Below are 13,722 nucleotides of genomic sequence, written 5' to 3' on the forward strand. Positions count from 1 at the left end.
AACCTATGCCCTAACACGCTGCAATACAACAGTTCCCCGGCCTCATATGCGCCAAAGCCTTGCAGCACCGCCCCTGCCCGACTATTCCATTCAAGACGTTTCAAGGAGCCCACCGATGTCCACCACCCCACGCTTCGACAAATCCCGGCTGCCCAGCCGCCATGTGACCGAAGGCCCGGCCCGCGCGCCGCACCGGTCCTATTACTACGCAATGGGCATGACCGAAGAGGAAATTCACCAGCCGCTGGTGGGCGTCGCCACCTGCTGGAACGAAGCAGCGCCCTGTAACATCGCGTTGAACCGTCAGGCGCAGGCCGTAAAAGTGGGTGTGCATGCCGAACAGGGCACGCCACGCGAATTTACCACGATCACCGTCACCGATGGCATCGCGATGGGCCATGAGGGCATGCGCTCCTCGTTGGCTTCGCGCGAAGCGATTGCCGACACGGTTGAGCTGACCATGCGCGGCCATTGCTATGACGCGATCGTGGGTCTCGCGGGCTGTGACAAATCCCTGCCGGGGATGATGATGGCGATGCTGCGGCTGAACGTGCCGTCGGTCTTCCTCTATGGCGGGTCGATCCTGCCGGGAAAAGCGCCTGCCGGGGCCGATGTGCCAGAAGATTTCGCCACCCGTGATTTGACCGTGCAGGACATGTTCGAAGCCGTGGGCCGCTTCCAAAACGGCACCATGTCGCAGGCCGCATTGGATGTGCTTGAGCGCGTCGCTTGCCCCTCCGCTGGCGCTTGCGGGGGCCAGTTCACCGCCAACACAATGGCCTGCGTGTCAGAGGCCATCGGCCTTGCGCTGCCCAACTCCTCGGGCATGCCAGCGCCCTACGAGAGCCGCGACGCCTATGCCGAGGCCTCGGGTGCCGCGGTGATGAACCTGATCGAAAAGAACATCCGTGCGCGTGACATCTGCACCCGCGAAGCCTTTGAGAATGCCGCGCGCATCGTGGCCTGCACCGGTGGCTCCACCAATGCGGGGCTGCACCTGCCCGCCATGGCCCATGAAGCCGGAATCGAGTTCTACCTTGAAGACGTTTGCGAGATCTTCCGCGACACGCCTTACTTCGTCGATATGAAGCCGGGCGGCGCTTATGTGGCCAAGGATCTCTACGATGCGGGCGGAGTGCCGGTGGTCATGAAGGAACTGCGCAAAGCGGGTCTGCTGCACACCGACTGCCTGACCGCCACAGGCCGCTCCATCGGTGAGGAACTGGACCGCATCGACCGCGAAGCCGACGGCAAGGTGATCCACTCGGTCGCCAATCCGATCAGCAAGACCGGCGGTGTCGTGGGCCTGAAAGGCAACCTCGCCCCCGAAGGCGCCATCGTGAAAATCGCGGGCATGTCGGAAGAAGACATCGTCTTCACCGGCCCGGCGCTGGTGTTTGAATGCGAGCAAGACGCCTTTGAAGCCGTGCAAAACCGCGCCTATTCCGAAGGCGACGTCTTCGTCATCCGCAACGAAGGCCCCGCAGGCGGCCCCGGTATGCGTGAAATGCTGGCGACCACGGCAGCACTTTCGGGTCAGGGCATGGGCAAGAAGGTGGCTCTGATCACCGATGGCCGCTTCTCGGGTGCGACACGTGGTTTCTGCGTGGGCCACGTTGGCCCCGAAGCCGCGCACGGCGGGCCGATTGCCCTGCTGAAAAACGGCGACATGATCACCCTCAATGCCATCACTGGCAGCATCAGTGTTGATCTCAGCGATGATGAACTGGCCGAGCGTCGCAAAGATTGGGCTGGCCCCCGTGAGACGAACTACCAAAGCGGCGCGCTGTGGAAATATGCCAAGCTCGTTGGCCCCACTTACCTCGGTGCTGTGACACATCCGGGCGCTCAGGCCGAGACCCATGATTACATGGACCTCTAAAAGCCCATTCGCGGCGCTTGCGTTGCTTACCCTGTCCGCCTGCGAAGGCGGTCAGGGTTTCTCCCTTGGCGGCAGTACCGGGGCGGCAGAGGAACCTCTGCGCCAAACCATCCTTGCCGATGGGGCGGTGCAAGTCGTCCCGCCGCAGGGTTATTGCATCGACCGCAAAAGCCTTAAAAGCCGCTTTGCCCTAATGGCCCGCTGCGATGCGCTTGGCCTGCCCGATGTTGTCACCGCCGCACCTCTGGGCATCCTGACCCTTGCGTTGATCGAAACCGAACCCGACGCGCCGCTGCCGACGCCGCAACAGGTGGCCAAAGCCGCCGGATTGACACAAGTCCAAGAGACCGGGAGCCCCGATGGGGCCACAATTTTCGTCGCCCAAGGGCCGGTGCCCGCCGAAGGCATGTCAGGCCGCCACTGGCGCGGCACGGCGCGGATCGGCGGCCATATCGCCAGCGTCACCCTTTATGGTGCGCCACAAAGCCGCGCAGTTTCGGAAGAAGGGCGCGAATTGGTGGCTGATCTGATCCAGCAAAGCCGAACCAAAAGCGAAGGCCTTGGGGCCGGGTCATGACCGGCCCGTTGTTTCCAAATCGGCAACACTGCCCGTCACTGGAAACAATCGGCAAGCTATTTAATTGAACGAAACCTTCGCCTTGCGTAGGCTGCTGGGAAATAAGGGGCGCAAGTCATGGTCAACTTTCGCAGCGGTTATCTAGAGGGCAGGTTTTACGCCCGCGCGCTGCAACGCTGGGCGCGCGCCGCGCGCAAAGCTGCCACCGTTGACCTTGCCACTCTACGCCGCCAGCGCAGCCGCGCCCGCTTGCTGCGCGCCCAGCTCGATCAGTTGATCCACCGCGCCGACGCACGGCTGGCCCTGCCCGCCATTGGTGCCACCGGATTCCCCAAACCGCATAACGCCGATTGGGCGTGGCGGCCTGAGCTTTGGCGCGGGCCGTTGCCGACGCCCGGCATCTCGGCCGTTGAAACCAAATCGATGCTGGGCGCGGAAGTGACCCTTTTCCACGACTGTGCACAATCGGAACTGACCCTGCGCCAATTGCGCAATCTGCGCGAAGCTGACCTCGCCCCCTATGGCCTGCAACTCGACGTGTTCAAATTCGACGGGTCTTTCCTATCGCTGGTGATTGACCTGCCAGATGATGCCGCTTCCGGATTAAAGCGCCGCCACCTGATCCGCATGGATGCGATCGTGCAGTTGGAACACCCGCTTGAGATCTTTGCTCGGCTCAACATTCGCCACGGTCCAAATACCGAACAGATTGTTCGCGAACTGCCCGCAGACATGGAAAGCATCAGCATCGAGTTTGATCTCGCCTATACCAACCTCAACGAAAAACGGATCGAGGCGGCATGGATCGATCTCATTTTTGAGGGGCCGGACATGAACCAAGTCGTGCTGCGCGACCTCACCTTCTCCCGCCGCCCCCGCGCCCAAATCTAGGACCCCCGTGATGAGCCGATTTGACCTGACCAAAACCGTGCTGCGCCAAGGCGTCTGGCAGGGCGTGTTGACCGCCAAGGGCGGGACGGAGGCACCGCAGGTTAACGTGACACACCAAGGCTCTGAACTCGCTGGGGTCATGTTGACCGCTGCTGAGACGGCGGGTGAATGGCACCTCTCAATCCCCATCCCGACTGAGGTGATCGCCGATGGGGTGCAAACCCTGCTTATCACCGAACAGACCAGCGGCGTGCCGTTGGGGCATGTAACCCTGATCGCCGATGAAGCGCTTGGTGATGACATCCGCGCCGAGATGGACCTGCTGCGCGCCGAACTCGACATGCTGAAACGCGCATTTCGTCGCCATTGTCGCGAGACGGATTAACCCCCTATCAAACCCGGCGAAAGGCTGCCCCATGCGCGTATTCCGCTCTTTGCTTTTGTCCTTCGCCATGGCCTTGCCCGCCTCAGCCGAGACACTGTGTACGCTGTTGATCGACGCCCCCACCGGCGCGACCCTGTTGGAAGAAGGCGACTGTGACCGTCCCGTCACTCCGGCATCGACTTTCAAACTGCCACTGGCGGTGATCGGCTATGACACGGGGCTTCTGATCGACGCCGAAACCCCGGTTTTCAGCTACCGAACAGGCGATCCCGACTGGGGCGGTGCGCCGTGGCGGCAGGACACGTCTCCCACCGACTGGCTGCGCTATTCAGTGCTGTGGTACTCGCGCCGGCTGACGCATGAGTTAGGCCCTGACAGACTCGCACACTATGCGCGGCGCTTTGGCTATGGCAACGCGGATTTCAGTGGCGATGCGGGCCAAGACAACGGATTAGACCGCGCTTGGATCGCCTCTTCGCTACAGGTTTCCTCACGCCAGCAAGCGGTCTTTCTACGCGCGCTGCTGCGCGACGCCCTGCCCGTATCTCCTGCTGCCATGCAAAAGGCCCGCGCGATTGTCGAACGGCGAGACGTGGGCGGATGGCAGATCAAGGGCAAAACTGGCGCGGCCTTCCCCCGACGTGCGGACCGCAGCTTTGACTATGCCCGCGGTTGGGGGTGGTATCTGGGCTGGGCCGAAAAGGCGGATCGGCAGGTGGTCTTTGTCACCCTTACCCAAGCAACCCAACGCCAAGACGGGTCTCCGGGCAATCTGACCCGCGATGCGTTTCTCAACGAATGGCCACGCCAGCTTGACTAACAAAAAGCCCCGCTGCTGCCAGCGGGGCTTTTCGCGTTTCGGGAAAGGCCCCGTTACTCGTTCGGACCCAAAGCCGACAGACCCTTGAGGATGTCGATGGCATAGGCCAACTGGTAATCCTCTTCGCGCAGTTCGGCCGCGATGCGGGCCTTTTCCCGATCATCTTCGATCTGTTTGATCTGATCGTCGGTCAGGCTGTCATTGTTCAACCGCCCGCGCAGATCAGCTTCCGAGCGCAGGGGACGTGCGGACAATGCCTCGTCTTCCTCGGTCTCCGGTGCTGCTGGGGGCTGGGCCACAACGATGTCAGGTGACACGCCAAGCGCTTGGATCGAACGTCCCGATGGCGTGTAATACCGCGCCGTGGTCAGGCGCATGGCCCCGTCCCCGCGCAGCGGCATGACGGTCTGGACCGAGCCTTTGCCAAAGCTCTTGGTGCCGATGACGATGGCGCGGCGGTGGTCCTGCAAGGCCCCCGCGACGATTTCCGAGGCAGAGGCAGAGCCACCGTTGATCAGCACAACGATCGGTTTGCCCATCGCGAGATCACCCGGCGTGGCATTCACCCGGTCGCCATCTTCGATGTCGCGGCCACGGGTGCTGACGATCTCCCCTTCTTCGAGGAAGGCATCCGAGACGGCAATCGCCTGATTAAGCAAACCGCCGGGGTTGTTGCGCATGTCGATTACGATGCCGTTGATATTCTCAATGCCCCCCGCATCTTCGATCTGCTCTTCCAGCCCCTCTTTCATCTTGGGATAGGTCTGCTCATTAAATGTGGTCAGACGCAGCACGGCAGTTTGGCCCACGGTGCGGGCGCGCACGGCGGTCAGTTGGATCGTGTCGCGCACGATGGACACGTCAAAGGGCTCCGGCTCGCCTTCGCGCACCACGGTGATGATGATCTCAGACCCAACCGGCCCGCGCATTATCTCGACCGCGTCATCAAGGCCAAGGCCCAGCAGGCTTTCGCCATCAACGTGGGTAATGAAATCACCGGCCTCAATCCCTGCTTCGGCGGCAGGTGTTTCGTCGATGGGTGAGACGACTTTGACGAAACCTTCTTCTTGGGTGACCTCAATGCCCAGACCGCCAAATTCGCCGCGCGTCTGCTCGCGCATCTTCTCGGCGTCCTTGGGCGAGAGGTATGACGAATGCGGATCAAGCGAGGTCAACATGCCGTTAATCGCGGCTTCGATCAGGTCACCGGGTTCGACATCTTCGACATATTGCGCACGGATGCGTTCGAAAATATCGCCAAAGAGGTCGAGCTGTTCATAGACGTTTGTCGTCTTCTCAGCCTCTTGCGCCAACAGCGGTCCGGCGATCTGAGTGGTTGCCACCACCCCCGCGACCGTGCCTGCAACGGCTGCCATCACGAATTTCTTCATCTGCTATCCATCCTTGTCGGTGCGGAACCAATCTGCCGGGTCCTGAGGTGTATTGTCTTGCCTGACTTCTATATAGAGCGTTTCTGTGCGGTCAGTGCCAGTGCCTTCACCATTTGGTGACATCTGAGAACTTGTGCCGCTTTCCGGCCCGCCCATCAACCCAATGGGTGTGCCACCGGCAATCACCTGCCCGGCTTGGCCGTAAACGATATCCAGCCCCGCCAGCACAAACAGCGTGTCGACCTGCGGCTCAAGGATCACGACATTGCCCAGATCAAGCAGCGGCCCCACGTAACGGATCGTCGCCGCCGAGGGGCTGGTGACAATGGCGCGGGGGCGGGTGGCAAGGATCATGCCGGGCCGCGTCACCCCCGCCGAATCCGTCTCTCCAGCTTTGCGGATCACCAGCCCCAGCGCAGGCAAGGGCAGATCGCCCACCTGCCCGTCGAGGTTCACCGGCGCAGGCTCCACCGCGCCGGTCGTGATCTCGGACAGGCCGCTGGCAAAGCCATCCAGTGTCTCGGTCGAGGCGATGAGGATCGCGGTGCGCACCGGGTCTTCGGTAAAGCGCATCGGCAGATCAGTGCGGTTGGCCATGGCCTGATTGAGCGCGGTGCGCGCGGCCTGAAGCTCGGTCAGCCCCTCTTGCAGGCGCTGCGCCGCATCGGTTTGCAACGCGCGCAGGGTCTTGATGTCTTCGTAATCCTGCCGCAGCGCATCGGCGCGGGCGTTGAGCGCGGGCGTCAATTCAGCCAGCAACATGCCCGCGCGGGCGGTGCCCATCGGACCATCGGGGTGCAGCAGCACCACGGGCGAGGGATCACCACCGATGCTTTGCAAGACGCCCAAGAACTGCGCCACCTCGCCCTCGCGCGCCTGTAGCTTGCGGCTCAGCTGTGCCTCGTTGATCGCCGCCTGCCGCAGACCCGCGCGCATTGCCGCGAGCCCCGCCTCAAACGCTTGAATCGTTTCGGTCAGCGCCTGCACCCGGTCACGCGCCCCATCGGCTTGATCGAGCCGTGTCGACGCCGCCTCCAGCGCCGACGCCGCCGCGCGCGCCTCTGCTGCGGCCTCTTCGGCCTGCGCCTGTGCCATCAGGGGCAGACAGGCAAATAGGACAGCCGCGGCAAGCTGTTTCATGAAAGCAGGCTTTTCCCGGTCATTTCTTCGGGCTGCGGCAGGCCCATCAGATCAAGCACCGTGGGCGCCAAATCGGCCAACCGCCCATCGCGCAGGGCGGCCCCTTCGGGCGCGCCCACCGCCACCACCGGCACGGGGTTAAGGGTATGCGCCGTATGCGCGCCGCCGGTCTCAGGGTCGATCATCATCTCGCAATTGCCGTGATCCGCCGTGACGATCATCGCGCCGCCCGCCTTCTCCAACGCTGGCAGCACGCGCCCCAGCCCTGCATCCACTGCCTCACATGCCGCGATGGCCGCCGCCAGATCGCCGGAGTGGCCGACCATATCAGGGTTGGCGTAGTTCACCACGATAAGGTCATAGCCCGCCTCGATCGCCTGCACGAATTGATCCGTCACCTCGGCGCAGGACATCTCGGGCTGCATGTCATAGGTCGCCACATTGGGCGATTGGGGCATGTTGCGGTCCTCCCCCGTGGCCGGAGTTTCGACGCCACCATTGAGGAAAAAGGTCACATGCGGATATTTCTCGGTTTCGGCCAAACGGAACTGCCGCAGCCCCTGCTGCGCCACCCAATCCCCCAGCGTGTTTTTGATGTCCGGCTTGGGATACATCGTGGTCATATAGGCGGCGTGGTCTTTGGAGTATTCCGCCATGCCCATTAGCGCCGCCCAATCGGGGCGCGGGCCGGTGTCATAGGCGTCGAACCCCGGATCGCCCAAGGCCGCCATGATTTCGCGCGCGCGGTCGGCGCGGAAGTTAAGGCAGAAGAGCCCGTCGCCCGTCGCCGCGCCCGCATAGCCGTCGATCACACTAGCGGCAAAGAACTCATCCGTCTCGCCCCGCCCGTAGGCGGCCTGCACCGCTGCGCGGGCGTCGGGAAACGCCTGCCCGTCGCCGCGCAGAATTGCCGCCGAAGCCTTGCCCACCCGGTCCCAACGAGTGTCGCGGTCCATCGCGAAATAGCGCCCGGTCACGGTGACGATCTTCACGGCCTCGGGCAGCGCCGCCTCCAGCGTCTCGAAATAGCCAAGGGCAGAGGACGGCGCCACGTCGCGCCCATCGGTCACCGCATGGATCACCACCGGCAGTCCCGCCGCATCCAGCGCGCGGGCGGCGGCGATCATATGGCTCAGATGCCCATGCACCCCACCGTCCGAGACGACGCCCATTAGATGCGCCGTGCCGCCCGTCTCTTGCAGCTTAGCGATAAAACCCCGCAGCCGCTCATTCTCGGCAAAGCTGCCCTCTTCGATGGCAAGATCAATCTGCCCCAGATCCATCGCCACCACCCGGCCCGCGCCGATATTGGTGTGGCCGACCTCGGAATTGCCCATCTGCCCGCGCGGCAGGCCAACGTCAGGGCCATGGGTGATGAGCTGCGCCTTTGGTCCCGTCTGCATAATCCGGTCGAAATTCGGCGTCTTCGCCAGCAGAGGCGCGTTGCCCTCAGGCAGCTCGCTCAGGCCCCAACCGTCAAGGATGCACAATACGACAGGTTTGGGGGCGCTCATCAGACTGTTGCTCCGGCTTGGTGGCTGTTCAGCGCCTTTTACCCCTTGTGGGCTGGCACTTGAACCACTTTGTGCACAAGCCTCCCATTCCCGCGCAGAGGCCTTGCCCCGCGCGCCTGCTTTGGTCATAACGAGTGGCAACTTTCGCCTGAGCCGAGGACCAACTCCATGACCCTGCAAGCGCCCGAAACCCGCATCGTGAACACTTGGCGCGTGGCCTGCGACGGCAGCGAAGGCGCGCTTGGCCACCCGCGCGTCTGGCTGCAAATCCCACAAGACCGCGGTTGGGTCGAATGCGGCTATTGCGACTGTAAATTCGTCCATGCGGATTTCGAAGGCAAAGTCTGAGCCTTTCCGGCCCCCTCTGAACATCTGAACCGACGGCACGAACCTGCCCGCGCGGCGCATTGGCGTCTGGCCGTGGGCCATGCTTCGTGGCAAAAGGGTCGCCAACCCAGCGGAGCATTCCTATGACATTCGGCAAAGGCCACCACCTGCATCTGATCGACGGCTCTGCCTTCATCTTTCGCGCCTATCACGCCCTGCCGCCGCTGACGCGCAAATCCGACGGCATGCCCATCGGCGCCGTAGCAGGCTTTTGCAACATGCTGCACCGCTATGTTGAGGGCAACACCGGCCCCAATGCGCCCACGCATGTCGCCGTGATCTTCGACAAGGGCAGCCACACTTTCCGCAACGACATGTACGACCAGTACAAGGCCAACCGCGAGGCCATGCCCGAAGACCTGCGCCCGCAGATCCCGCTGACCCGCACCGCGACCGAGGCGTTCAACATCGCCTGCAAAGAGCTTGAGGGCTATGAGGCTGATGACATCATCGCCACCCTCGCCGTACAGGCCCGCGCCGCCGGGGGGCGCTGCACGATCATCAGCTCCGACAAGGATCTGATGCAGCTTGTCGGCGACGGCGTGGAAATGCTGGACGCGATGAAGAACAAGACCATCGACCGCGATGGGGTGTTTGAGAAGTTCGGTGTCTACCCTGACCGCGTGGTGGATGTGCAGGCGCTGGCGGGCGATTCGGTCGACAACGTCCCCGGCGCGCCCGGCATCGGGATCAAGACGGCGGCGCTGTTGATCAATGAATACGGCGATCTGGATGCGCTGCTTGAACGCGCGGGCGAGATCAAACAGCCCAAACGCCGCCAGACCCTGATCGACCATGCCGAGCAAATTCGCCTAAGCCGCAGCCTCGTCCTGCTGGACGAAAACACCCCCCTCGACTTCACCATCGACGACCTCGAAGTGCGCGACCCCGATGCCGACCAATTGCTCGGCTTCCTGTCCGAGATGGAGTTCCGCACACTGTCAAAGCGTGTAGCCGAAGTGCTGGGCCGTGAAGCCCCCGCCATCCCCGACGTGCCAGCGCCCGACGTGGCGGACGCACCGCAGGTCGCGGATGTGCCCTTCGATCACAGCAAATATGATCAGGTCAGCGACGCCGAAGCGCTGCGCGTCTGGCTCGACCGGATTTATGAGGTCGGCTATGTCGCGGTCGACACCGAAACCACGGGCCTGAATGAGATGACGGCGGAATTGGTCGGCGTGTCGCTCTCCGTCGAGCCGGGGCAGGCCTGCTATATCCCGCTGACCCACAAGGCCAGCCGCAGCGATGATCTGTTCGGCTCCGATGACCTAGCACCCGGCCAGATGCCGATTGAGGAAGCGCTGCAACTGCTGACTCCGATGCTGGAGGATCCTGCGATCCTCAAGATCGGGCAGAATATGAAGTACGACGGCAAGATCTTTGCCCAACTCGGCATCACTGTCGCGCCCATCGACGACACGATGCTGATGTCCTACGCGATGCACGCCGGCCTGCACGGGCATGGGATGGACACGCTCTCGGAACGTTACCTCGGCCACACGCCCTTGCCGATTAAACCGCTACTCGGCAGCGGCAAATCCGCCGTGACTTTCGACAAGGTGCCAATGGAAGACGCGGTGCCCTATGCCGCCGAGGATGCCGATGTCACCCTGCGCCTGTGGAAACTCTTCAAGCCGCAGCTGCACCGCGCCGAAGTGACCAAAGTCTATGAAACGCTTGAGCGCCCGTTGGTGTCAGTGCTGGCGCAGATGGAACGTTCGGGGATACTGGTCGATCGCGATACGCTCAGCCGCATGTCCAACGCTTTCGCCCAAAAAATGGCGGGCCTAGAGGCTGATATTCACGAGCTGGCCGGAGAGACGTTCAACGTCGGCTCCCCCGCGCAGCTGGGTGAAATCTTGTTTGGCAAGATGGGCCTTGAGGGCGGCAAAAAGGGCAAGACCGGCAAATATTCCACCGGCGCGGATGTGCTGGAGGATCTGGCGACCGAACATGACCTCGCCCGCCGGGTGCTGGACTGGCGGCAGCTGTCCAAGCTGAAATCGACCTATACCGACGCGCTGCAAGACCATGTGAACGCCGATACGGGTCGGGTGCACACCTGCTATTCCATCGCCGGGGCGGCGACGGGGCGTCTGGCCTCGACCGATCCGAACCTGCAAAACATCCCGATCCGTTCCGAGGAAGGCCGCCGCATTCGCGAGGCTTTCGTCGCCCCCGAGGGCAAGGTGCTGGTGGCACTGGACTACAGCCAGATCGAGCTGCGCATCCTCGCGCATATCGCCCAGATCGACGCGCTTAAAGAAGCCTTTGCACGCGGCGACGACATCCACGCCATGACAGCGTCCGAGATGTTTGACGTGCCGATGGATCAGATGACCCCGGAAATTCGCCGCAACGCCAAGGCGATCAACTTCGGCGTGATCTACGGCATCTCCGGGTTCGGCCTCGCGCGCAACCTGCGCATCCCGCGGGCCGAGGCGCAGGGCTTTATCGACCGCTATTTCGAACGTTTCCCCGGCATCCGCACCTATATGGACGACACCAAAGCCTTCGCCAAAGAGCACGGGTTTGTGCAGACGCTCTTTGGCCGCAAGATCAACACGCCCAACATCGGGGCCAAGGGGCCGCAAGCCGGTTTCGCCGCCCGCGCCGCGATCAACGCGCCGATCCAAGGCACCGCCGCCGACGTGATCCGCCGCGCCATGGTTCGGATGCCCGAGGCCATCGCCGATCTGCCCGCGACGATGCTGTTGCAGGTGCACGATGAACTGCTGTTCGAGGTCGAAAAGGGTGCCGAAGACGCGCTGATCGCCGCCGCGCGTGAAGTGATGGAAAACGCCAATGATCCGGTGGTCAAGCTGGATGTGAAGCTGATCGTCGACGCCGGCGTTGGTGCCAACTGGGCGGAGGCGCATTGATGGATCATACAGACCTCCCCGAAGACCTCGCCCAAGCGTTGGAGGAGACCGGCGCACGGGCGGGCTGGGACGGCTACAGCGATGAGCTGCGCGACGATGCGCTGGCATGGATCGACAGCGCGCGGACCACGACGGCGCGGTCGAAACGGGTGGACGACGTGGCGCGCTTTGCCGGTAAAGGGCTTCCGCCGACACCGTTTCAGTGAGAGAGAGGGCCATCGCCTGCCCGCGGGTCGGCGATCCCAACGCTCGTTCATGCCTCTTTATAGTTCAGCCATGATGTGACTTAGCTAAGTTGCGCCAAGCCTCGCCAAATCGCCTACCCGGTCGCACTTGAGGTGCGCCCATCATATAGCGGCACGCCTTTGGCGTGACGGGCGGGCAGGCGCTGGCCCGGCGCCTGCGGCTTGATTCCGGACCGGATGGCATAGATCGTCGTCTGCGCATAGAATCTCGGACCTTTTGCCGCTATTCACACACCATGACTCCAATCCTCTACTCCTTCCGCCGCTGCCCCTATGCCATGCGCGCCCGCCTTGCCATTGCTGCCGCGCAAACGCCCGTTCACCTGCGCGAAGTCGTCCTGCGGGACAAACCGCACGCCTTCCTCGACGCCTCGCCCACCGCCACCGTACCCTGCCTCGTGACGGACGAGGGCCCTATCGACGAAAGCCTCGACATCATGAAATGGGCGCTGGCCCAGAACGATCCCGAAGGTTGGTGCGACATGCCGCCCGAGGGGCACGATTGGATCGCCCGCGCCGACGGCCCGTTCAAAGACGCGCTGGACCGCACCAAATACGCCACCCGCTATCCCAATGTGGACCCCGAAGAACAACGCGCCAAGGCCGCCGCCTTTCTCCAAGACCTCGACGCGCAACTGGACGATTGGATTTTCGACCGTCCCACGCTGGCAGATTACGCGATCCTGCCCTTCGTGCGGCAGTTCGCCTTCATCGACCGTGACTGGTTCGACGCGCAGGATTGGCCCGCCCTGCGCGGCTGGCTCGACCGGTTCCTCGCCTCGCCCCGGTTCGAAAGCGTGATGAGCAAATACCCCCAGTGGCAGCCCGACGATGCGCCGGTGTCATTCCCCTAAGGCGGCCACCCATTCAAGCGTCTTCTCTGTCGCCACGCCCGGCGCATACTCCCCGCTGACAAAACCGTCATAGCCCGCCCGAAGCGCGGCGAAGAGCCCGTCGAAATCGACTTCGCCACTGCCCGGCGCCCCGCGCTCTGGCGCATCACCTAGCTGCACATGGCGGATAAGGCGGCGGTATTCCTCAAACACCGCGACAGCATCGCCGTGGATCATCTGCGCGTGAAAACTGTCGAACTGCAGCGCCACATTGGGCGCGTCCACTGCCACGAGCAGCTCTGCCGCCTGAGCATAATCGTTCAGGAAATAGCCCGGCTTGGCCTGCGGGCAGAGCGGCTCAATCATCAACGTGACCCCCGGCGGCGCCTCGGCGGCGGCATAGCGGAGGTTCGCCATAAAAGTCTCTGTCGCCGCTGCCCCCTCGGTCTCTCCGGCCATGACATGCACCATTCTGGGCCGCAGCGCGTCGACATAGCGCCAGACGCGGCGCATATCATGGGCAAAGCGTGCCTCCCCGCCCGGAATGGCCGCGAAACCGGGCTGACCGCCGGTATAATTCGGCGGTGGGGCATTGATCAGGGCAAGGGTTAACCCGTTGCGCAGCAAGGCGCGCTGCGTCTCTTTCGCGGGGATGCCATAGGGAGACAACACTTCGACCGCGCCAAACCCCGCCTCTGCCGCCGCGTCGAACCGATCCAGATAGGGCAGGTCCGACCAGAGCAGCGACAGGTTGGCGGCAGGTATCAGCGGCATT

13 protein-coding genes are annotated in these 13,722 nt (G+C 63.1%); 9 read left to right on the top strand and 4 right to left on the bottom strand.

Annotation, left to right across the window (positions count from 1 at the left end):
- Positions 1-115: 115 nt before the first annotated feature.
- From ilvD to blaOXA, 5 genes are all read left to right on the top strand, one after another.
- Entirely contained in the window at positions 116-1,882 is a 1,767-nt protein-coding gene (gene ilvD / locus BM229_RS09570; RefSeq protein WP_093927434.1) for a dihydroxy-acid dehydratase, read from the top strand.
- Entirely contained in the window at positions 1,863-2,459 is a 597-nt protein-coding gene (locus tag BM229_RS09575) for a hypothetical protein (RefSeq protein WP_093927435.1), read from the top strand. Before ilvD ends, BM229_RS09575 begins: the two co-directional genes overlap by 20 nt.
- A 117-nt stretch (positions 2,460-2,576) precedes the next feature.
- A complete protein-coding gene (locus BM229_RS09580; RefSeq protein ID WP_093927436.1) occupies positions 2,577-3,350 on the top strand; it encodes a DUF6478 family protein in 774 nt (257 codons plus the stop codon).
- A 10-nt stretch (positions 3,351-3,360) separates the two neighbouring features.
- Complete coding sequence (locus BM229_RS09585; RefSeq protein ID WP_093927437.1) at positions 3,361-3,735, top strand: hypothetical protein; 375 nt, start codon at positions 3,361-3,363, stop codon at positions 3,733-3,735.
- A 31-nt stretch (positions 3,736-3,766) separates the two neighbouring features.
- The gene (gene blaOXA / locus BM229_RS09590; protein ID WP_093927438.1) at positions 3,767-4,555 is read left to right on the top strand and encodes a class D beta-lactamase; all 789 of its coding nucleotides are present in this window, start codon (positions 3,767-3,769) and stop codon (positions 4,553-4,555) included.
- Between the two features lie 53 nt (positions 4,556-4,608).
- On the opposite strand, the gene BM229_RS09595 is transcribed toward blaOXA, so the two are convergent.
- Genes BM229_RS09595 through gpmI form a run of 3 tightly spaced genes read right to left on the bottom strand, consistent with a single transcriptional unit; the run spans position 4,609 to position 8,600 of the window.
- Entirely contained in the window at positions 4,609-5,946 is a 1,338-nt protein-coding gene (locus BM229_RS09595; RefSeq protein WP_093927439.1) for a S41 family peptidase, read from the bottom strand.
- Between the two features lie 3 nt (positions 5,947-5,949).
- Complete coding sequence (locus tag BM229_RS09600) at positions 5,950-7,086, bottom strand: murein hydrolase activator EnvC family protein (protein ID WP_093927440.1); 1,137 nt, start codon at positions 7,084-7,086, stop codon at positions 5,950-5,952.
- Entirely contained in the window at positions 7,083-8,600 is a 1,518-nt protein-coding gene (gene gpmI, locus BM229_RS09605; protein WP_093927441.1) for a 2,3-bisphosphoglycerate-independent phosphoglycerate mutase, read from the bottom strand. Before gpmI ends, BM229_RS09600 begins: the two co-directional genes overlap by 4 nt.
- A 168-nt stretch (positions 8,601-8,768) precedes the next feature.
- Here gpmI and BM229_RS09610 point away from each other — a divergent pair, with 168 nt between their 5' ends.
- From BM229_RS09610 to BM229_RS09625, 4 genes are all read left to right on the top strand, one after another.
- On the top strand, positions 8,769-8,948 hold the full coding sequence (locus BM229_RS09610) for a zinc-finger domain-containing protein (RefSeq protein WP_067263007.1): 180 nt from the start codon (positions 8,769-8,771) through the stop codon (positions 8,946-8,948).
- Between the two features lie 122 nt (positions 8,949-9,070).
- Positions 9,071-11,869: a DNA polymerase I gene (gene polA / locus BM229_RS09615; RefSeq protein WP_208604054.1), complete on the top strand. Its 2,799-nt coding sequence runs from the start codon at positions 9,071-9,073 to the stop codon at positions 11,867-11,869.
- Positions 11,869-12,075, top strand: coding sequence for a YdeI/OmpD-associated family protein (locus tag BM229_RS09620; RefSeq protein WP_093927442.1), 207 nt, complete (start codon positions 11,869-11,871; stop codon positions 12,073-12,075). The genes polA and BM229_RS09620 overlap by 1 nt, the downstream gene beginning before the upstream one ends.
- 275 nt (positions 12,076-12,350) lie before the next feature.
- On the top strand, positions 12,351-12,968 hold the full coding sequence (locus BM229_RS09625; protein WP_093927443.1) for a glutathione S-transferase: 618 nt from the start codon (positions 12,351-12,353) through the stop codon (positions 12,966-12,968).
- On the opposite strand, the gene BM229_RS09630 is transcribed toward BM229_RS09625, so the two are convergent.
- Positions 12,957-13,721 (bottom strand): hydroxypyruvate isomerase family protein, encoded by a 765-nt coding sequence (locus tag BM229_RS09630; protein WP_208604055.1) that lies wholly within the window; start codon positions 13,719-13,721, stop codon positions 12,957-12,959. The two genes, BM229_RS09625 and BM229_RS09630, sit on opposite strands and share 12 nt — an antisense overlap.
- Between the last annotated feature and the right edge of the window lies 1 nt (position 13,722).

It is taken from the genome of Sulfitobacter dubius (assembly GCF_900113435.1).
GTDB classification, from domain to species: domain Bacteria; phylum Pseudomonadota; class Alphaproteobacteria; order Rhodobacterales; family Rhodobacteraceae; genus Sulfitobacter; species Sulfitobacter dubius.

Bases quoted from the DNA above. Each gene is read 5' to 3' on its own strand.
- ilvD (WP_093927434.1), top strand. From the start codon at position 116: ATGTCCACCACCCCACGCTTCGACAAATCCCGGCTGCCCAGCCGCCAT.
- BM229_RS09575 (WP_093927435.1), top strand. From the start codon at position 1,863: ATGATTACATGGACCTCTAAAAGCCCATTCGCGGCGCTTGCGTTGCTT.
- BM229_RS09580 (WP_093927436.1), top strand. From the start codon at position 2,577: ATGGTCAACTTTCGCAGCGGTTATCTAGAGGGCAGGTTTTACGCCCGC.
- BM229_RS09585 (WP_093927437.1), top strand. From the start codon at position 3,361: ATGAGCCGATTTGACCTGACCAAAACCGTGCTGCGCCAAGGCGTCTGG.
- blaOXA (WP_093927438.1), top strand. From the start codon at position 3,767: ATGCGCGTATTCCGCTCTTTGCTTTTGTCCTTCGCCATGGCCTTGCCC.
- BM229_RS09595 (WP_093927439.1), bottom strand. From the start codon at position 5,946: ATGAAGAAATTCGTGATGGCAGCCGTTGCAGGCACGGTCGCGGGGGTG.
- BM229_RS09600 (WP_093927440.1), bottom strand. From the start codon at position 7,086: ATGAAACAGCTTGCCGCGGCTGTCCTATTTGCCTGTCTGCCCCTGATG.
- gpmI (WP_093927441.1), bottom strand. From the start codon at position 8,600: ATGAGCGCCCCCAAACCTGTCGTATTGTGCATCCTTGACGGTTGGGGC.
- BM229_RS09610 (WP_067263007.1), top strand. From the start codon at position 8,769: ATGACCCTGCAAGCGCCCGAAACCCGCATCGTGAACACTTGGCGCGTG.
- polA (WP_208604054.1), top strand. From the start codon at position 9,071: ATGACATTCGGCAAAGGCCACCACCTGCATCTGATCGACGGCTCTGCC.
- BM229_RS09620 (WP_093927442.1), top strand. From the start codon at position 11,869: ATGGATCATACAGACCTCCCCGAAGACCTCGCCCAAGCGTTGGAGGAG.
- BM229_RS09625 (WP_093927443.1), top strand. From the start codon at position 12,351: ATGACTCCAATCCTCTACTCCTTCCGCCGCTGCCCCTATGCCATGCGC.
- BM229_RS09630 (WP_208604055.1), bottom strand. From the start codon at position 13,721: ATGCCGCTGATACCTGCCGCCAACCTGTCGCTGCTCTGGTCGGACCTG.